We start from the raw sequence: 18,444 nt of genomic DNA on the forward strand, positions 1-18,444 counted from the left end.
ATGAGGAGCGCCATCATAAGCGCAACCGCCTCATCGCGGTTTGCCGTGTTCCAGCGCCGCCAGGCCTTCCTGGGCGCCGTCATGCAGCGGCACCGTCACGCCGCGCCGGGCATTCGCAATGGAAACCTGGGCGCCCTGGGTCGATCCGGCGGCCAGCAGGTCCTGGCCGGTCAGGTAGACGGCGCGCACGATCACGAGGGCTTCGTCCCGGGTCAGGTCGGCCGTGGTGAGCAGCAGCGCCGCCATGCCCACGGTGGGTATCGGTTCCGTCTGGTTGGGGTAGGTGCCGGCGGCGATGTCGAGCGGCATCAGGGAGCTGTCCGAGGCCGTCAGCGCCTTGATGGCGGCGGGGTCCAGGGGCAGCAGTTTCAGGCGGGCCTGCGTCAGCGCGTCTCGCAGGGGCGTGGCTGGCACGCCGATCACCTGGGCGGCCGCGTCGACCGCGCCGGAATTCAAGGCGGGCAGGGAGGCCGCGAAGGGCGTGTTGGCCACGGCGTAGTCGCGGCCGGACTGCAGGCCGTGCGCCGCCAGCACCGCTTCCAGCGTGGCGCGCACCGCCGAGCCCTCGGGGCCCAGCGCGATGGTCTTGCCTTTCAGGTCGCGCACGCCGCGGATGGAGGCGTCGTCGCGCACCACGATGTGGACCAGCTCGGGATAGAGGCTGCCCAGCGCGCGCAGGCCGGTGAACGGCCCTTGCGCCGCGAACGGGCCCTTGCCGTCGTAGGCCAGACGCGCCGTGTCGGCCTGCGCCAGCCCGACCACCGCGTCACCGCTGCGCAGGAGCGCGATGTTCTCTGCGCCGCCGCCGGTGATGAGCGGCGACACGCGGATCTGCTGGGTGCGGGCCACGTCGGTCAGGGCGCGGGCGAACGCCAGGTATTCGCCGCGGTCCGGGCCGCCCGCCAGCGGATAGCCCTGCTGCAGGCGCGATAGCCGGCCGTTGATGCGGGCCACCGAGCGCTCCAGCTCCTGCTGCACCACGTGCTGCGCGGTGCTCGACGCGCTGTAGGCCACCGAATGGGTGATCTGGTCCAGGGTGTCCAGCAGTTGGCGCGTCACGGGCGGCGGCGCGCCGGTATCCAGGCTGGGCGCTTCGGCCGCCTTGAACCCGGCGGGCGTCACCAGCGTCCAGGTCTTGCCGTCGTGTCGGTAGATGGCGCTGGCATGCGCCACGATGCGGTCGCCGGCCTGGTTGCCGCCGGATTTCACGCCGCTGATGCTGCGCGGGCCCGCGCCCAGCAGCGTGACCAGCGAGGCCGCGCCGGGCTGGTCCCAGGCGCCGAGCGAGATGTCGCGGCCCAGGTCCAGGGCGACGTCGTAATAGACCACGCGGCGGCTTTCGCCCGCCGGCGCGGTATTGTCCGTGGCGGATCCCATGCGCTTGAGTTCGGCGATCCGGAACAGGCCGTCGCCGTAGGCGGTGGCCAGGCTGCGCTCGACGTCGGCGCGCAGCACGTCCGTGTCGGGCGCGCGGCCGCAGGCCGTCAGGGCCAGGCAGAGAAGCAGGAGAACGAGGCGTTTGAACATGCTTACATCCCTCCCACGAACGGCAAGGAGATCAGCGAGGTCAGCACGATCACGTTGAGGATGTCGACCAGGAACGCGCCGGTGACCGGCACCACGATGAAGGCCTCGGGCGCCGGGCCGTGGCGGCGCGTGAGCGCCTGCATGTTGGCGATGGCGGTGGCGGTGGCGCCCAGCGAGAAGCCGCAGAAGGCCGCCGACATGATGGCCGCTTCGTAATCGCTCTTGAGCAGGCGGAACACCACCCAGGCCGCGTACACCGCGCAGACCGCGGTCTGCACCGCCAGCATGAGCGCCAGCGGGCCGGCCAGGCGCGCCACGCTGGACAGGTCCAGCGTCATCATCGTCATGCCCAGGAAGAGCGAGAGGGCGATCGTGCCGATGATGTCGGTGACGCGGTCGTCCAGCTTCAAGCCCAGGTGCTCGCCGCCATTGCGGATGAGCACGCCCGTGGCCAGGCACCAGAGGAAATTGGGCAGGCTCACCGGGGCGTCCTCGACCAGCGCCGCGAGGTAGCCGCCGACGACCAGGGCGACGAAGGCCGCCGTCAGCGACACGATGAAGGTGCCGGCGGTGGCGGGGCCGGTGTTTTCGGTCAGGTCGGGCGCGTCATGCGTGGCGCCGGGGGCGGGGTCCAGGCTGCCAGACAGCTTGTGCCGCCGCATGAGCCATTCCGCCACCGGGCCGCCCACCACGCCGCCCAGCACCAGGCCCAGGGTGGCGGAAGTCATTGCCAGCGCCATCACGTCCTGGATGTTGTTGAAATCGGCGAAGCGCGTGGCGTAGGCGGCGCCCGTGCCATGCCCGCCCACCAGGGTGATGGTGCCGCCCAGCAAGCCCATCAGCGGATGCATGTCCAGCAGCCAGGCCATGCCCAGCCCCACGGCGTTCTGCAGGACCAGGAAGGGAATCAGGGCCAGCAGGAAGGCGATCAGCCTGGGGCCGCCCTTGGCCAGCAGCTTGAGGTTGGCGGTCAGGCCGATGCAGCCGAAGAAGAGCAGCAGCAGGGTCGGCTTGATGCTGGTTTCGAGCGAGACGGAAATCCCGCCCCAGGTCGACAGCAGGTAGGCGATCAGGGCGAACAGCAGGCCCCCCACGATGGGGTCGGGAATGCTGTAGCGTGCCAGCAGGCCGATCCGGGTGGTCAGCACCCGTCCGACGACGAGCACCAGGCAGCAGGCCAGGAACGATTGAACGGGCGAAAGCGAGATCATAGATGCCTTGGCGCCCTGGGAGGGCACAGTTAGATTTCCGGCTACGGGAACCCAGCCGCTTCACACGCATGGGCTTATGTTACGTCTGCCGTCGCGGCGTTGTACATGGGCCGAAGGGCGGGCAGGCGGGGGGCGGCGCTTGCCGTCGGCGCCGCGGCGGGCAGCGCGGGTCGGGGCCGGCTAGAGCGGCAGGGCGCGCGACATATAAAGGGCCTGCGGCCCATAGCCGGCGAGCTTTTCGGCCAGGCCGGCGGAGGCGGGGTCCATGGGCGAGTAGCCATGGCGCCGCCAGTAGCCGGTCGCGGACCCCAGCGATACCAGGCTGGCGCGGCCCAGGCCGTTGTCCAGGGCGCAGGCGGAGGCGGCGCGGACCAGCGCCTGGCCGACTCCCAGCCCCTGGGCGGCGGGCACCACGGCGCAATCGTGCAGGAACCAGTGGTCGGCGCCCGCCGGCAGCGATTGCAGCGCAACATCCAGGGCGGGAGGCAGCCCAGCGTCCCAGGGGTAGGACACGAGGTATCCCAGCAGGCTTGCGCCGCCGGCCGACGGGGCGGCCGCCTGGGCGACCCAGCAGTGCGCGGGGGCGAGCGCGAGGCGGTTCAGGAAGAAATCGGCGCTTTCCAGCAGGAACTCGGGGTAGGCCAGGGCCTGGGCGGCCAGGATGCCGTCCACGTCGCTGGCAAGCATGGTCCGGACTCGGTATTGCATGGCGATCGGGAATACAGGGAATCGGGGGCATTTTAGCCACGCCGGCCCGTCCCCGCTTTGCCGGCGGGTATTTCATGAAAATTCGACGAGCCCCTCCTCATACTGCCCGCCATAGTGTCCTGCAATCCGAGCTCAGAGTTCTATGCACATCCAGTTCCGGTCCGATCCCATCGCTCCGCAAGTGTTGACCAAAACGTACCCCGTGGAATCGCTTTGGTCGACCCAGGCGGCCAACGTGCCGTACGACACCTGCGTGACTTGCGTCATTCCCTGCCTGAATGAATGCGAGAACCTGCGGGTGCTGCTGCCTTTGCTGCGCAGCCGGCTCTCGGCCCTCTGCTCCGGCTGGGAAGTGATCGTGGCCGACGACGGCAGCACGGACGGCACCGAGGAACTCATGGCGGAATGGACGGAGCACGAGGGCTTTCGCTACGTGCAGCTGTCGCGCAATTTCGGCAAGGAAGCGGCGCTCAGCGCGGGCCTGGAGGCCGCCACCGGCGACGTCGTGATCTGCCTGGATGCCGACCTGCAGCATCCGCCGGCCCTGATCGAACAGATGCTGGCGCGCTGGGCCGCGGGCGCCGAGATGGTCTACGCCGTGCGCGAAAGCCGCGACGACGAATCCTGGATCAAGCGCTCGGGCGCGCGCTGGTTCTACAAGCTGCTGAGCGGCGCGCGCGGGGTCGACGTGCCCGCCCATGCCGGCGATTTCCGGCTGATGGACCGCAGCGTGGTGGACGCGCTGAACGCCTTGCCGGAACGCACCCGCTTCATGAAAGGGCTGTATGCCTGGGTTGGATTCAAGGGCGAGGCGCTGGCCTACACGCCGGACGAGCGGATGCATGGCGACAGCCGTTTCGGCAGCATGCGTCTGTTCCGCCTCGCGCTGGACGGGCTGACCGCCTTCACGACCTGGCCGTTGCGTCTGGTCAGCCTGGTGGGCGTGGCCTTCGCCGTGCTGGCGCTGGCGTACGCGGGCTATCTCGTGGGCGATTACCTGCTGTCGGGCAACCCGGTATCGGGCTGGACCACCATCGTCACCGCCGTGCTGTTCTTCGCCGGCGTGAACCTGATTTCCCTGGGCGTGGTGGGCGAGTACGTCGCCCGGATCTTCGACGAGGTCAAGGGCCGTCCGCTGTTCGTGGTGCGCCGGCGCCAAGGGCGCGCTTCCCGTCCGGAACCGCGCTGACATGTTCGCCACGATGCTCCGGGGGCGCTCCGTCTGGACCCCGCCGGCAGGACGCTTTCTGCTCGCGATCGGGATTTGGCTGGCATGGCTGGCGTGGCTCAGGCCCCTGACGCTGCCCGACGAGGGCCGTTACGCCGGCGTGGCCTGGGACATGCTGCGCAGCGGCTCGCATGCCGTGCCGTTGCTTGACGGCATGCCGTATTTCCACAAACCGCCGCTCTATTACTGGCTGACGGAACTGTCGTTTTCCGTGTTCGGCGTGCATCCCTGGGCGGCGCGCGTGCCATCCTGGCTGGCGGCCTGGGGCGCGGCGGCGGCGCTGTACGGCTTTCTGCGCCGCTACCGCGACGCGGCCTCCGCCACGCTGACCGTGCTGATCCTCGCCACCATGCCGTTCTTCTACGGCGGCGCGCAGTTCGCGAACCTGGACATGCTGGTGGCCGGCATGATCACGCTATGCCTGCTGGCCGCGGCCGACACGGTGCTGCGCGCCGAACGCGGGCAGGCGTACCGCTGGATGTCGCTGGCCGCCGCCGCGCTGGCGGCCCTGGCCGTGCTGGCCAAGGGTCTGATCGGCGTGGTGCTGCCGGGCGCCATCCTGTTCCTCTGGCTGGCGTGGGGGCGGCGCTGGCGCGGCCTGGCCGCGCTGCTCTGGCCCCCCGCGGTGCTGGTGTTCCTGGCGGTGGCGGCGCCCTGGTTCGTGCTGATGCAGATGCGCTTTCCCGGCTTCTACGATTATTTCTTCGTCTATCAGCATTTCCAGCGTTTCGCGGCCAGCGGCTTCAACAACGCCCAGCCGTTCTGGTTCTACCTGCCGGTGGTCGCCGGCCTGAGCCTGCCGTGGTCCCTGTGGGGCGGCGGGGTCCTGCGCAAGGCATTCTGGGCCGACGGCCCGGCGCGCGACCTGCGGCGGTTCGCGCTGCTGTGGCTCGCGGTGGTGATCGTGTTTTTTTCGCTGCCCAATTCCAAGCTGGTGGGCTATGTGCTGCCCGCGCTGGCGCCGCTGGCCTTCCTGCTGTCGGAAGTCATCCTCGGCGCCTGGCGCGCCGAGACCGAAGCCGTCACGCCGCGCCTGGTGCGCCTGAGCGCCGCCGTGGCCGCGGGCATCTGCCTGGTCGCGGTGGGCATCGCCGCCAACAACGCGCGAGGCAGCGCCGGCCCGCTGGCGAAGGTCGTGCGGGAACAGGCGAAGCCGGAAGACACTTTCGTGTCGCTGCATACCTATCCCTTCGACCTGGCCTTGTACGCCCGCGCTCCCCGGCCGACCTGGGTGGTGGACGACTGGCTCAATCCGGAGGTGCCGACGCGCGACAACTGGCGCAAGGAACTGTACGACGCGGCCAAGTTCGATCCGGCCACCGGCCAGGAAGTGCTGGTCAGCCCCGCGGAGTTCAACGCCCGCCTGTGCAAGGCGCCGGACGGGGCGCGTTATTGGGTGTGGGGCACCACCGCGGACAACCCGGTCTACCTGCCGCTGCGGGGGCTGTCGCCCGTGGTCACCAGCGCCAAGTACGCCATGTGGCGCGTCGAGGTGGACGCCGCCCTCAGGCAGCGGGTTTGTGGCGGAACGCCCAAAGCCGGCTAGCGATGAAGGTGGCGACGGCCAGCCCGGCCAGTATCAGGGCGAGCAGGATGTCGTAGCGGATGGCGGTGCTGTGCAGCAGCCAGGCGTATGAAGCCTCGTTGATGGCGAAGCCGGCGGCTGACACAAGGAAGAAACGACGCGCTGCTACTGTCCAAGGGGTTTTTGAATGTCGGAACGTAAGCCGGTAGTGGCCCGCGAAGGAAACCGCGAATGCGACCAGCCAGCCGATCAGGTTGGCGGCCAGCGGCGGCATCCCGAAGGCCTCCACGCAGCCGACGGCAACGGCCCAATGCGTGGCAGCGGCGGCGCAACCGACGGCAATGAAAGTGCTTACTTGTCGCAGCAGGGCGCGCATGGAAACCGTGGGGAAATGGAAGTAAGGGGTATTGCGATGAGCAAACGTATCGTGGTCTGCGGTGACGATTTTGGCATGAATGCGGACATCGATGAAGGCATGATCGAGCTGGCCGGCATGGGCCGCCTGAGCGCGGTAAGCTGCCTGGCGCTGGGGCCTTCGTTCGCCGCCGATGCGCGCCGTCTGGCGCCGCTGGACGTGGACGTCGGCCTGCACGTGAACTTCACGGAATCGCTGGAGCCGCGGGCCGAGCCGATGCCCACGCTGGGCAGGCTGATCCTCAAGGCCTACGCCGGCCGTCTGGACAGCGCCTGGATCGATGCGCAGCTGACGCGCCAGTTCGACGCGTTCGAAGCCGCGCTCGGCCGCGCGCCGGACTATGTCGACGGCCACCAGCACGTCCATCAGTTGCCCGGCATCCGTTCGCGCCTGTTGCTGCTGCTCAAGCGCCGCTACGGCGAGAACCGGCCCTGGCTGCGACAGACCACGCCCGGCATGCAGAGCGGCATCCCGCTGCGGGAAGCTTTCAAGGCCCGCGTCATCGGCGCCCTGGGCGCCGCGGCGCTGGCCCGCGAGGCGCACAAGGACGGCTTGCGCACCAATCGCCGGTTGCTGGGCGTCTACGGATTCGACGGCGGCAAGCGGCGCTATGCGGACCTGCTGCAGAACTGGCTGTTCAACGCGCGCGACTGCGACCTGCTCATGTGCCATCCCGCCGTGGGCTGCAAGGACGGCAGCGCCATGTCGCGCCAGCGCCGCGCGGAGTTCGACGTGCTGGCCAGCCCCAAGCTGGGCGACTGGCTCAACATCAACGGCGTGCACATTTCGCGCCTGCCGGCGGTGGCGCGGTGACGCGCCGGGACAGGCCCTAGCCGCCCGTCAGGCTTTGCAGCAGCCAGGCGCCGGCGGGGCCCAGCGCCCGGCGGCGGGACCAGACCGCGTCCACGCGGATGTGGCGCGGCCAGCCCGGCGCCTTCAGCTCGGCCAGCTGGTCCTGGCCGAAACGCTGGATCATCCAGCGCGGCAATTCAGTCCAGCCAAACCCCCGGCTGGCCATTTCCAGCAGCATGAGATAGCCCGGCGCCGACCAGGTCGAATAGGCGGGCTCGGCCTCTTTGTCGCCCAGCTCGTAGGTGCTCAGGCGCAGCGCGCGCTCGGACTTGAGCTGGTCTTCCGTCACGCTGGGCAGCTTGGCCAGCGGATGGCCGCGCCCCACGCACAGCACGATTTCCGACAGCTCGGCCAGCGTGGCGTGGGCCACGTCCGGCGGATAGGTTTCCTGGGCCGCCATCAGCCCGAGGTGCGCGCGCCCTTGCTGCACCAGCGCCACCACGTCCTCGTACTCGGCAATCAGGCATTCGAAGCGCAGCGCCGGATAGCGCTGGTCGATCTGGCTGAGCATGGTGTCGAAGGTTTCCGACTGGAACGTATCGGACAAGACCACAGTGAGCCGCGGCTCCAGGCCCTCGGCCAGCTGGCTGGCGCTGCGGTTCAGGCGGTCGTTCGCGGCGAGCACCTGCAAGGCCTGTCCCAGCAGGACCTGGCCCGCCTCGGTCAGCACCGGTTGCCGCTGGCTGCGGTCGAACAAGGCCACGTTCAGGTCCACCTCCAGGTTGGCGACGGTCTCGCTGATGGTGGACTGGCTTTTGCCCAGCTTGCGGGCCGCGGCGGAGAAGGAGCCCTCCGAGGCGACCTGGGCGAACGCCGCCAGGGATTCCAATGAATGGCGCATAAGGGGTGCCTGGAGTTCGGGGGCTGAAGATGCTGTATCGGTTTTTCCGATGAATACTATCTTTATGGTAACGGAAATATCGTCGAAAATCGCTTCCGTTCCGTAGCAACCGACCTCAGGTGGGTCATGACGCAAGCCAAGAAAACCCTCAAAGAACGTTTCTTCCACGCCTTTCTCTTCGAAATCCTCGCCATCGGCCTGTGCGCGCCCGTCGCGGCCTGGGCCATGGGCAAGTCCCTGTTCGAAATGGGCGTGCTGACCGCGGTGATCGCCTGGATCGCGCTGGTCTGGAACATGATCTACAACGCCGGCTTCGACCGCATCGAGAACCGCTTCGGCTGGACCCGCAACTTGCGGGTGCGCGTGGTGCACGCCTTCGGCTTCGAGCTGGGGCTGATCCTGATCGTGATCCCGCTGGCCGCCTGGTGGCTCAGCATCAGCCTGTGGGAGGCATTCGTGCTGGACATCGCGCTGGTGCTGTTCTACCTGCCTTACGCCTTCTTCTACAACCTCGCGTACGACCGCTCGCGTCCGCGGGTCATGAAATGGCTGAGCCGCAATGACGAGCCGGCCGCCTCGGCCGTGGCGCGCCAGACGCCCTGCGCGTGAATTCCCGCGCGGCGCGCGGGCCGGTTCAGCCCGCCTTGCGCTGGTAGGCGCGGCTGGCGTCCCGCATGAAGGTCTTCACGGCGGTTTCGTATTGTTCGCCGCTGCGGAAGGCGCCCGAATGCGAGGCGCCTTCGATCTTCACCAGGCGCTTCAGGTCCGGTGAAACGTTGCGGGCCGCGGCGAACAGCTCGTCGCTCATGGTGTGCGGCACCACGCGGTCCGCGGTGCCGTGCATGAACAACATGGGCGTGTGCAGCGCGGCCAGCTTGTCGACCGAGTCGAACGGCTGCGTGACCAGCAGGCTGGCGCCCGGCACCTTGCCCCAGCGCAGGGTGCCCAGCATCGCGCCGATGCTGGTGAAGCTAGATTCCACGATCAGGCCGGCGAAGTCCGGTTGCTCGGGCCGCGAGGCCAGGTCGATCGCGATCGCGCCGCCCAGGCTGTGGCCGTAGACGAAGCGGCGCGACGGGTCGGGCTGGAGCCGGGCCAGTTCCTTCAGCCCGGCGATGGCGTCTTCCTGCGCGCTTTGCTCGGACGGCAGGCGCGTGGTGGAGGCGCCGAAGCCGCGGTAGTCGATGGCCAGCACGGAATAACCCATGCGCGTCCAGCCGTCGATGCGGAAGGCGCTGCCGTTCAGGTTCCAGCGGGCGCCGTGCAGGTACAGCACGGTGGGGGCGTTGGCCTGCGGGCTCTGCCAGTACCAGGCGCGCACCTGGTCGCCGTCGGCCAGCGTCAGGTCGTAGACGCGGGTGCCCGCGGCGGGCTCGCGCCACCAGGTCTGGGGCTCGGCCTGCGGCGAAAAAATGGTCTGGCGCTGCCAGGAATCCAGTTGCGTGCAGCCCACTACGCCGGCGCCCACGAGCAGGGAGGCGGCGAACAGACGGCGGAAGGCGTGGCGGGAAAGGGCGGGCATGAACGATGTGACCCGGGCAAGGCGATGAGGTTCCGGCATCAGCATACTTCGGGATGCACCTCGCGGGTCAAGGCCAGCCAGGCCTGGGCGGCATGCGACAGGTAGCCGCCGCGGCGCCAGACCAGCACCATTTCCCAGTCCGTGCCCGCGTCGCGCAGCGGCACGCGCGAGACGCCGGCATGCAATTCCTCGCGCGCCTTCAGGCGCGGCAGAAAGGCGACCCCCAGGCCGGCGGCCACCAGCGCCACGATGAAATCGACCTGGCCGCTGCGCGCCGCGATCGCGGGCGCGAAGCCGGCGCGCTCGCAAGCGTCGTGGAGAATGCGGTTCAGGGCGAAGCCCGTTTCAAACAGGATGAAGGGCGAATCGCGCAGTTCGCGCAGGCTGACGGCCTCGGCGCGCGCCTTGGGGTGGTCGGCCGGCATCAACGCCACCAGCGGTTCGCGCGCCACCGGCTGCCATTCGAAGTGGTCCGGCACGGGCTTGAGCGAGGCCGCCAGCTCGATTTCCCCCGCCATCACCATCTCTTCCAGGCGGCGGCTGCCGTGTTCCACCAGGCTGATCTCGACCTGCGGATAGCGGCTGCGGAAGCGCGCGAACATGGGCGCGAACAGCGTGCTGCTGCCCAGCGGCGGCAGGCCCAGGCGCAGGACTCCGCGCTTGAGGCCCTTCAGTTCGTCCAATTCGGCATACAGGTCGTCGCGCTGCGCCAGCATGGCCACCGCGCGGCGATACACGATCTCGCCGGCGGCCGTCAGCCGGGGCGGCTGGGCGTGGCGGTCCAGCAACGGCATGCCCAGTTCGTCTTCGAGCTGGCGCACGGCCTTGCTCACGGTGGGCTGGGTCGCGAACACGGCCTTGGCCGCCTGCGAGAAGCCGCCTTGGCGCACCACCTCGACCAGGGCGCGCAAGGGGCGCAGTTCCATGGTTATGCCTGATTGGAATAGGTTGAATTCAACGAATTCATTTTATCTATGGCGAGCCCGGGCGTAAAACAGAAGCTTGCCGCTGGAACGCCCTCCCGATGTCCTTGTCCCGCTACCCCATCCTCGCCCGCAGCGCGCTGCGCCGCAGCCGCGTGCTGCAAATCTGCTTGATCGTCCTGTTCTCCTGGCTGGGCCAGGCGCTCGCCCAGGTCTCCGGGTTGCCCGTGCCCGGCGGAGTCATCGGCATGGCGATCGTGCTGGTCCTGCTGGCGACACGCCGCCTGCGCGTGCGCAACGTGCATCGCGGCGCCAGCTGGCTGCTGGGCGAAATGCTGCTGTTCTTCGTGCCCGCCGTGATGTCGTTGCTGGACCACCGCGAGTTCCTGGGGCTGCTGGGCTTGAAGCTGCTTGCCGTCATCCTGCTGGGCACCGCGCTGGTCATGGCCGGCACGGCGCTGACCATCGATCTCTGCTACCGCTGGATGAACCGTCATGCCGGCTGATTTCAATACGCTGTTCTGGCCCGCGGCGACCATATTCGCCTACGCCTGCGCGCGGCTGTTCTACCGACGCTACGCCTACTGGTGCACCTCGACCCTGGTGGTCGCGCCCGCGCTGCTGCTGGCGCTGGCGGTGGCGCTCCACGCCGGCTACCGCGACTATATGGCGGGATCGCACTGGCTGATGGCCATGCTGGGGCCGGTCATCGTGGCCTTCGCGCTGCCGCTGTACGAGCAGCGCGCGCTGATCCGCCGCTATTGGCCGGTGTTGGCCGCGGGCGTCGCGGTGGGCAGCCTGATCGCGGGCGCCAGCGCCTGGATGCTGGGCAGCCTGCTGGACCTGCCGGCCGACCTGCGGTTGAGCCTGCTGCCGCGGTCGGTGGCCACGCCCTTCGCCGTGGCGGTGTCCGCCCACGTGGGCGGCGTGCCCGATCTGACCGCGGTGTTCGTCATCGTGACCGGCGTATTTGGCGCGGCCATCGGTCAGTTCATGCGCCGCTGGCTGCCGTTGCGCTCGGCCCTGGCACGCGGCGCGCTGTTCGGCATGGGCGCCCACGGCGCCGGCACGGCGAAGGCCCGCGAACTCGCGGCCGAAGAGGGTGCGGTCGCGGGCCTGGTGATGGTGATGGCGGGCCTGTTCAACGTGCTGGTCACGCCGGCCGTGGTGGTGGCCCTGCAGGCCTGAGCGCCGCGTCAGTGCACCAGTTCGAGCGCCACCGGATACAGCGACGCCACCAGCAGCAGCGCCATGCTCACGTTGAAGGCGCGGATCGCCCAGGGACGATGGAGCACGCGGCGCAACGCCGTGCCGAAAGTCACCCAGATGCCGATGCTGGGCAGGTTGACGACGCCGCAGACCACGGTGGCGATCACCAGGTTGGCGAAGAAGCCATTCTGCGGCGTGTAGGTCGCGACCACGCCCACGGCCATCACCCAGGCCTTCGGGTTGACCCATTGGAAGGCCGCGGCCTGCAGGAAGGTGAAAGGCTTGCCGCGCGTTTCGCCATCGTCCATGGAGCCCGAATTGGCGATTTTCCAGGCCAGGTAGAGCAGGTAGGCGGCGCCCGCGTACTTCAGCACGGTGTACAGCTGCGGCACCTGCTGGAACACCGAGCCCAGGCCGATGCCCACCAGGAAGATCATCAGCGTGAAGCCCAGGTTCACGCCCAGCAGGTGCGGCACGCTGCGGCGAAAGCCGAAGTTCAGGCCCGAGGACGCCAGCATCACGTTGTTCGGGCCGGGCGTGATCGAACTGACCAGCGCGAACATCGCCAGCGGGCCCAGCAGGGACAGCGACATCAGGGGCACGTCGGCCCAATTGGAGGGGAGCAGATTCATTATTTTCGGGTCCTGACGATGGCACGGCGTCCGCCGGCGATCACGACGATCACGGCGGCGGCAAAGAAGAAGGTTGCCGGTTCAACGGCTTCCTCGAACAGCAGGGCCGCCGCCACGACCGTGAGGAAAGGCTGCAGCAATTGCACCTGGCCGACCCGGGCGATACCGCCCACGGCCAGGCCGCGGTACCAGGCGAAAAAGCCCAGGAACATGGAGCCGAACGCCAGGTAGGCGCAGGCGAGCACGACCGAGGTGCCGGGCCAGCTGGCCTGCGCCGCCATCCAGCCCACCGGGAGGGCCACGACGGGGGCGCTGATCACCAGCGCCCAGCATATTGTGCGCGCGCCGCCCAGCGTGCGCGAGGCCCGCGCGCCTTCGGCGTAGCCCATCCCGCCCAGAACCACCGCCACCAGCAACCAGAGATCGCCCAGGGACAGCGTGCCGTGGCCCTGGCGCAAGGCATAGGCCGTGACCAGCGCGGCGCCCACCAGGGCCCAGGCCCAGAAGGCCGGAGACGGACGCTCGCCGCTGCGCAGCGCGGCGAAGGCCGCGGTCGACAGCGGCAGCAATCCGTTGAACACCGCGCCGTGCGACGAGGGCACGGTCTGCATGGCGAAGGAAGAGGCCAGCGGCCAGCCCACGACGATGCCCAGCGCGGCGAGGATCACGCCGGGCCACTCCTGGCGGTTCGGCCGGCGCGCGCGCGTCAGCCAGAGCAGGGCGGCAGCGGGCACCGCTGCCACCAGCGCCCGGCCCAGGCCGACCAGCAGCGGCTGCAGGTCGGCCACGGCCAGGCGCGTCATGGGCAGCGTCAGCGAAAAGACCAGCACTCCCAGGAATCCATAGGCATAGCCTTCCCAGGGCGGGCCCGAGGCGCCGGCCGCGGCCTGGGAGGAGGGGTAGAAAGCGGGACGGGTCATGACAGCCACCAGTTGCGGGATTTCGTTATTGCTGCCACTCTACGCATAGTCATCGGTACAGTACCGGTACACTTTTGCATGTCACTTTAATCACTGGCCTGGTGAAATCCCCATGACAGTTGCTTCCGCTACGCCGTCTTCCCTGCCTTGGCAGCCCGTGCGCCAGGCCGACGCCACCCTGGTGGCCCAGCTCGCCGACGGCTTGGCCCGCCGCATCGACGAACAGGGCTTGCGGCCGGGCACGCGCCTGCCCTCCATCCGCAAGATGGCCGAACAGTCCGGGGTCAGCCGTTTCACCGTGGTGGAAGCGTACGACCGGCTCGTGGCGCGGGGCCTGGTGCAGTCGCGGCGGGGCGCGGGCTTCTTCGTGCGGGCGCGCAGCGGCCCGCTGGCGGCGGTGGCCGCGGCTTCCCCCAATTCCCTGGCGCCACCGGCCCGGATCGACGTCGCGTGGCTGCTGCGCAGCATGTTCCGCGAGACCAGCGCCCTCGGCATGCCGGGGGGCGCGGGGCTGTTGCCGCCGGACTGGCTGGATCCGGAAATGGTGGCCGGCGCGGTGCGCGCGGTGGGCCGCTCGGTGCGAGGCCACCTGGTGAGCTACGGCCATCCCCAGGGCTTCGCGCCGCTGCGCCAGCAGATCGCCGCGTCCTTGCAGAACGACGGGGTGCCGGCGCATCCGGAACTGAACCTGCTCACGACCAACGGCGTCACCCACGGCCTGGACCTGATCGCCCGGTACCTGGTCAAGCCGGGCGACACTGTACTGGTCGAGGATCCGGCCTGGTTCGTCATCTTCGGGCGCCTGGCCGCCTTCGGCGCGCGCCTGATCGGCGTGCCGCGCGGCCCGGACGGCCCCGACACGGCGCTGCTGGAGCAACTGGCCGCCCAGCACAAGCCCAAGCTCTTCATCGTCAACAGCGCCGTGCACAACCCCACCGGGCACACGCTGTCGGCCGGCGCGGCCTACGACATCCTGCGGATCGCCGAGAGGCACGACTTCATGGTGGTGGAGGACGACACCTACGGCGACCTGCATCCCGGCGGCGCGATGAAGCTGGCCGTGCTGGACCGCCTGAACCGCGTGATCCTGGTGGGCGGCTATTCCAAAATGCTGGCGGCCAGCCTGCGCGTGGGCTATCTGGCGGCCAATCCCGACATCCTGCAGAAACTGGCCGACCTGAAGATGCTGGCCGGCCTGACGTCGCCCGAGCTGGGCGAACGGGTCGTGCACCGGGTGCTGATGGAAGGCCAGTACCGGCGCCACATCGAGCGCGTGCGCGCGCGGGTGGACGACGCCCGCCAGCGCTGCCTCAAAGGGCTGCTCAAGCTGGGGCTGACGGTGCACCACGAGCCGTACGCGGGGATGTTCGTCTGGGCGGATTGCGGGCGCGATACCGAAGCGCTGGCGCGGGTGGCGGCCGACCACGGCATGCTGCTGGCGCCGGGCACGCTGTTCTCGCCGTCGCAGGCGCCCTCGACCATGCTGCGGTTCTCGGTCACCATCGCGGACCATCGGGGTATCTGGGCCGATCTTGAAAAAATCTTCGCGCAAACCCGGTCAGGCAATCAATAATAATGGGTAGCGATATCTCCAGCCATTGAAGGAAACGTCATGTCCGCACCCATCAAGCCCCTGACCCAGAATTTCGCCGTGGCCCCCCAACTCGGTCCCGACGACATGGCGGACGTCGCCGCCGCGGGGTACAAAAGCGTCATCATCAACCGTCCCGATTTCGAAGGCGGCCCGGACCAGCCCACCGCCGCGGATGTGTCCAAGGCGGCGCTCGCCGCCGGCCTGCAGGTCGAGTACCAGCCTGTGGTGGGCAGCGCCATGACCGCCGCCGACGTGCAGCGTTTCGCCGAACTCCTGCGCACGCTGCCGAGCCCCGTGCTGGCGTATTGCCGCACCGGCACCCGCTGCACCAACCTGTTCGCCGCCTCCCAGCAGCTGGGCTGACGCCAGGATTGACGCGCGTCAAGGATGCCGGGTTCAATTGATGTGAACCTGGCGGGTTTCCGGTAGCATTGAGACTCCTCTCAAACAGGAGCAGGCAGATGTTCAAGAAGATCCTGATTCCCACCGACGGTTCGCCGCTCTCGGCGCAAGCCGCCAATGCCGGTATTTGCTTCGCCCGTTCCGTGGGCGCTGAAATCGTCGCCCTCTACGTGACGCAGCCTTTCGCCGCCACGATCGGTTTCGACGGCATGGCCGCGGCCTATGCCATCACCGACGAAGACTACGAAAAGGCCTCGGCCGAGCAGGCCGACAAGTACCTCAAGCAGATCACCGATCGCGCCGACACCGCCGGCGTGAAGTCCGAGGCGCGCGCCGTATCCAATTTCAACGTCGCCGACGGCATCGTGCAAGCTGCCGCCGACGCCGGTTGCGACCTGATCTTCATCGGCAGCCACGGCCGCAGCGGCCTGTCGCGCCTGCTGCTGGGCAGCGTCACGGCCAAGGTCCTGTCGCTGGCCAGCACCGCCGTGCTGGTCTATCGCGTCAAGGAAGAAAAGAAGTAAGCGCCTGCCTCCAGGCCCGGCCGCCCGCGGGTGGCCGGGGCCGTTGCAAGGCACGCAAGCCCCTCTTGTCGGAGGGGCTTTTTTTCGTCCTGTTCCAGGCCCGCCCCACACCGTGGCTTCGCACGCCGGCCTTTGTATGTTGAGGCCGGCACGCGTAATATTTGAGGATCAGCGCGGGCGCGATTTCGCCACCCCCAAAGCACTCTCTGCGGCATGGCGCCCGCCGCGGCAACGCCCGGTCGGGCTTGCCGTCTTTGCCTGGCGGCTCACTCCAAGGAAGAGGCCATGACTCGCAAGACGCGTATCGAGCTATACCGCAATATCGGCATCAGCGCCCATATCGACGCGGGAAAAACGACGACCACCGAGCGCATCCTCTTTTACACCGGCATCACTCACAAAATCGGCGAAGTGCACGACGGCGCCGCGGTGATGGACTGGATGGAGCAGGAGCAGGAACGCGGCATCACGATCACCTCGGCCGCCACCACCGCCTTCTGGAAGGGCATGGCCGGCAACTATCCCGAGCATCGCATCAACATCATCGATACGCCCGGCCACGTGGATTTCACCATCGAGGTCGAGCGCTCCATGCGGGTGCTCGACGGCGCGGTGATGGTCTACGACGCCGTGGGCGGTGTGCAGCCGCAGTCCGAGACCGTATGGCGGCAGGCCAACAAGTACGGCGTGCCGCGCCTGGCCTTCGTCAACAAGATGGACCGCGTGGGCGCGGACTTCCTGCGCGTGCAGCGCCAGATCGCCGAACGCCTGAAGGGCGACGCCGTGCCCATCCAGCTGCCCGTGGGCGCCGAGGACCACTTCGAAGGCGTGATCGACCTGGTCAAGATGAAAGCCATCATCTGGGACGAAGCCAGCCAGGGCGTGCGCTTCGAATACCAGGACATCCCGGCCTCGATGCAGGCGCAGGCCCAGGAATGGCACGACAAGATGGTCGAAAAGGCCGCCGAAGCCAACGAAGCCCTGCTCGAAAAATATCTGTCGGGCGAGCCTCTGACCGAAGCGGAGATCAAGCAGGGCCTGCGCATGCGCACCGTCGCCAACGAGATCGTGCCCATGCTGTGCGGCAGCGCCTTCAAGAACAAGGGCGTGCAGGCCATGCTCGATGCCGTGCTCGACTACCTGCCGTCGCCCGTCGACGTGCCGGCCATCAAGGGCCATGACGAGCGCGACCGCGAGATCGAGCGCCATCCCGCCGACAACGAGCCGTTCTCGGCGCTGGCCTTCAAGATCATGACGGACCCCTTCGTCGGCCAGCTGGTGTTCTTCCGCGTCTATTCGGGCGTGGTGAAATCGGGCGATTCGGTGTTCAACCCCGTCAAGGAAAAGAAGGAAAGGCTGGGCCGCATCCTGCAGATGCACGCCAACGAGCGGCGCGAGATCACCGAGGTCTATGCGGGCGACATCGCGGCCGCGGTCGGCATCAAGGACGTCACGACCGGCGATACGCTGACGGACCCCTCCCACGTCATCATCCTGGAGCGCATGGTGTTCCCGGAACCGGTGATTTCCCAGGCCGTGGAGCCCAAGACCAAGGCCGACCAGGAGAAGATGGGCATCGCGCTGGGCCGGCTGGCCCAGGAGGATCCGTCCTTCCGCGTGCGCACCGACGAAGAGTCGGGGCAGACCATCATCTCGGGCATGGGCGAGTTGCACCTGGAGATCCTGGTCGACCGCATGAAGCGCGAATTCGGCGTGGAGGCCACCGTGGGCAAGCCGCAGGTGGCGTATCGCGAAACCATCCGCAAGACCTGCGACGAGGTCGAAGGCAAGTTCGTGAAGCAGTCCGGCGGACGCGGCCAATACGGTCACGTGGTGCTGAAGCTGGAGCCGCAGGAGCCCGGCAAGGGCTATGAGTTCGTCGACGCCATCAAGGGCGGCGTGGTGCCGCGCGAATTCATCCCGGCGGTCGACAAGGGCATTCGTGAGTCGCTGAACGCCGGCGTGCTGGCGGGCTATCCCGTGGTGGACGTGAAGGCGACCTTGTTCTTCGGTTCGTACCACGACGTGGACTCGAACGAGAACGCGTTCAAGATGGCGGCCTCCATGGCCTTCAAGGAAGGCATGCGGCGCGCGGACCCCGTGCTGCTTGAGCCCATGATGCACGTCGAGGTGGAAACGCCCGAGGACTTCACGGGCAACGTCATGGGCGATCTGTCGTCGCGGCGCGGCATGGTGCAGGGCATGGAGGACATCGCCGGGGGCGGCGGCAAGGTCGTGCGGGCCGAGGTGCCGCTGGCCGAAATGTTCGGCTATTCGACCTCGCTGCGTTCGCTGACCCAGGGCCGCGCGACCTACACCATGGAGTTCAAGCACTACACCGAGGCGCCGCGCCAGGTGGCGCAGGAAGTGATGGCGGCTCACGGCGCGGGCCGTTGAGCCGGCCCGTCGCC

General features: G+C 68.5%; 19 protein-coding genes. 10 read left to right on the plus strand and 9 right to left on the minus strand.

The window, feature by feature from the left end; all coding sequences use genetic code 11:
- Window positions 1-30: 30 nt before the first annotated feature.
- The 3 genes from ADE01S_RS08415 to ADE01S_RS08425 all read right to left on the minus strand — a co-directional run bounded on the left by ADE01S_RS08415 (window position 31) and on the right by ADE01S_RS08425 (window position 3,425).
- Window positions 31-1,527 carry a TAXI family TRAP transporter solute-binding subunit gene (locus ADE01S_RS08415; RefSeq protein ID WP_062681231.1) on the minus strand — a complete coding sequence of 499 codons (1,497 nt, stop codon included), beginning with the start codon at window positions 1,525-1,527 and terminating at the stop codon, window positions 31-33.
- Window positions 1,528-1,529: 2 nt separating this feature from the next.
- Window positions 1,530-2,738: a sodium/glutamate symporter gene (gene gltS, locus ADE01S_RS08420; RefSeq protein WP_062681232.1), complete on the minus strand. Its 1,209-nt coding sequence runs from the start codon at window positions 2,736-2,738 to the stop codon at window positions 1,530-1,532.
- A gap of 180 nt (window positions 2,739-2,918) precedes the next feature.
- Window positions 2,919-3,425: a GNAT family N-acetyltransferase gene (locus ADE01S_RS08425; RefSeq protein WP_062681233.1), complete on the minus strand. Its 507-nt coding sequence runs from the start codon at window positions 3,423-3,425 to the stop codon at window positions 2,919-2,921.
- Between the two features lie 163 nt (window positions 3,426-3,588).
- On the opposite strand from ADE01S_RS08425, the gene ADE01S_RS08430 reads away from it, so the two are divergent.
- The gene (locus ADE01S_RS08430) at window positions 3,589-4,635 is read left to right on the plus strand and encodes a glycosyltransferase family 2 protein (RefSeq protein WP_062681234.1); all 1,047 of its coding nucleotides are present in this window, start codon (window positions 3,589-3,591) and stop codon (window positions 4,633-4,635) included.
- A gap of 1 nt (window position 4,636) precedes the next feature.
- On the plus strand, window positions 4,637-6,220 hold the full coding sequence (locus tag ADE01S_RS08435; RefSeq protein WP_062681235.1) for a glycosyltransferase family 39 protein: 1,584 nt from the start codon (window positions 4,637-4,639) through the stop codon (window positions 6,218-6,220).
- Here the strand turns inward: ADE01S_RS08435 and ADE01S_RS08440 are convergent.
- Window positions 6,180-6,575: a GtrA family protein gene (locus ADE01S_RS08440; RefSeq protein WP_082775735.1), complete on the minus strand. Its 396-nt coding sequence runs from the start codon at window positions 6,573-6,575 to the stop codon at window positions 6,180-6,182. The two genes, ADE01S_RS08435 and ADE01S_RS08440, sit on opposite strands and share 41 nt — an antisense overlap.
- Before the next feature lie 36 nt (window positions 6,576-6,611).
- Between ADE01S_RS08440 and ADE01S_RS08445 the strand changes: the two genes are divergently transcribed.
- Entirely contained in the window at window positions 6,612-7,427 is an 816-nt protein-coding gene (locus tag ADE01S_RS08445; RefSeq protein WP_062681236.1) for a ChbG/HpnK family deacetylase, read from the plus strand.
- A gap of 16 nt (window positions 7,428-7,443) precedes the next feature.
- Here ADE01S_RS08445 and ADE01S_RS08450 read toward each other — a convergent pair whose 3' ends face one another.
- On the minus strand, window positions 7,444-8,307 hold the full coding sequence (locus ADE01S_RS08450) for a LysR family transcriptional regulator (RefSeq protein ID WP_062681237.1): 864 nt from the start codon (window positions 8,305-8,307) through the stop codon (window positions 7,444-7,446).
- 126 nt (window positions 8,308-8,433) lie between these two features.
- On the opposite strand from ADE01S_RS08450, the gene ADE01S_RS08455 reads away from it, so the two are divergent.
- Entirely contained in the window at window positions 8,434-8,916 is a 483-nt protein-coding gene (locus ADE01S_RS08455) for a multidrug/biocide efflux PACE transporter (RefSeq protein ID WP_062681238.1), read from the plus strand.
- Between the two features lie 25 nt (window positions 8,917-8,941).
- Here the strand turns inward: ADE01S_RS08455 and ADE01S_RS08460 are convergent, their stop codons facing one another.
- Both ADE01S_RS08460 and ADE01S_RS08465 read right to left on the minus strand, forming a co-directional pair.
- The gene (locus tag ADE01S_RS08460) at window positions 8,942-9,829 is read right to left on the minus strand and encodes an alpha/beta hydrolase (RefSeq protein WP_062681239.1); all 888 of its coding nucleotides are present in this window, start codon (window positions 9,827-9,829) and stop codon (window positions 8,942-8,944) included.
- Between the two features lie 38 nt (window positions 9,830-9,867).
- Window positions 9,868-10,755 (minus strand): LysR family transcriptional regulator, encoded by an 888-nt coding sequence (locus tag ADE01S_RS08465; protein WP_062681240.1) that lies wholly within the window; start codon window positions 10,753-10,755, stop codon window positions 9,868-9,870.
- A 98-nt stretch (window positions 10,756-10,853) separates the two neighbouring features.
- Between ADE01S_RS08465 and ADE01S_RS08470 the strand changes: the two genes are divergently transcribed.
- A complete protein-coding gene (locus ADE01S_RS08470) occupies window positions 10,854-11,258 on the plus strand; it encodes a CidA/LrgA family protein (protein ID WP_062681241.1) in 405 nt (134 codons plus the stop codon).
- Window positions 11,248-11,940: an LrgB family protein gene (locus ADE01S_RS08475; RefSeq protein ID WP_062681242.1), complete on the plus strand. Its 693-nt coding sequence runs from the start codon at window positions 11,248-11,250 to the stop codon at window positions 11,938-11,940. Before ADE01S_RS08470 ends, ADE01S_RS08475 begins: the two co-directional genes overlap by 11 nt.
- Before the next feature lie 8 nt (window positions 11,941-11,948).
- Here ADE01S_RS08475 and ADE01S_RS08480 read toward each other — a convergent pair whose 3' ends face one another.
- Together ADE01S_RS08480 and ADE01S_RS08485 are read right to left on the minus strand one after the other, a co-directional pair.
- On the minus strand, window positions 11,949-12,593 hold the full coding sequence (locus ADE01S_RS08480; protein ID WP_062681243.1) for a LysE family translocator: 645 nt from the start codon (window positions 12,591-12,593) through the stop codon (window positions 11,949-11,951).
- A complete protein-coding gene (locus ADE01S_RS08485; protein WP_062681244.1) occupies window positions 12,593-13,513 on the minus strand; it encodes a DMT family transporter in 921 nt (306 codons plus the stop codon). The genes ADE01S_RS08480 and ADE01S_RS08485 overlap by 1 nt, the downstream gene beginning before the upstream one ends.
- A 112-nt stretch (window positions 13,514-13,625) precedes the next feature.
- Between ADE01S_RS08485 and ADE01S_RS08490 the strand changes: the two genes are divergently transcribed.
- From ADE01S_RS08490 to fusA, 4 genes are all read left to right on the plus strand, one after another.
- Window positions 13,626-15,086, plus strand: a complete 1,461-nt coding sequence (locus ADE01S_RS08490) for an aminotransferase-like domain-containing protein (protein WP_062681245.1) — start codon at window positions 13,626-13,628, stop codon at window positions 15,084-15,086.
- A gap of 39 nt (window positions 15,087-15,125) precedes the next feature.
- Window positions 15,126-15,470 (plus strand): protein tyrosine phosphatase family protein, encoded by a 345-nt coding sequence (locus ADE01S_RS08495; RefSeq protein WP_062681246.1) that lies wholly within the window; start codon window positions 15,126-15,128, stop codon window positions 15,468-15,470.
- A gap of 98 nt (window positions 15,471-15,568) precedes the next feature.
- On the plus strand, window positions 15,569-16,033 hold the full coding sequence (locus ADE01S_RS08500; RefSeq protein WP_062681247.1) for a universal stress protein: 465 nt from the start codon (window positions 15,569-15,571) through the stop codon (window positions 16,031-16,033).
- A gap of 285 nt (window positions 16,034-16,318) precedes the next feature.
- Window positions 16,319-18,430: an elongation factor G gene (gene fusA / locus ADE01S_RS08505; protein ID WP_062681248.1), complete on the plus strand. Its 2,112-nt coding sequence runs from the start codon at window positions 16,319-16,321 to the stop codon at window positions 18,428-18,430.
- The last annotated feature ends 14 nt before the right edge of the window (window positions 18,431-18,444 follow it).

Source organism: Achromobacter denitrificans NBRC 15125 (assembly GCF_001571365.1).
In the GTDB taxonomy this organism is placed as follows: domain Bacteria; phylum Pseudomonadota; class Gammaproteobacteria; order Burkholderiales; family Burkholderiaceae_B; genus Achromobacter; species Achromobacter denitrificans.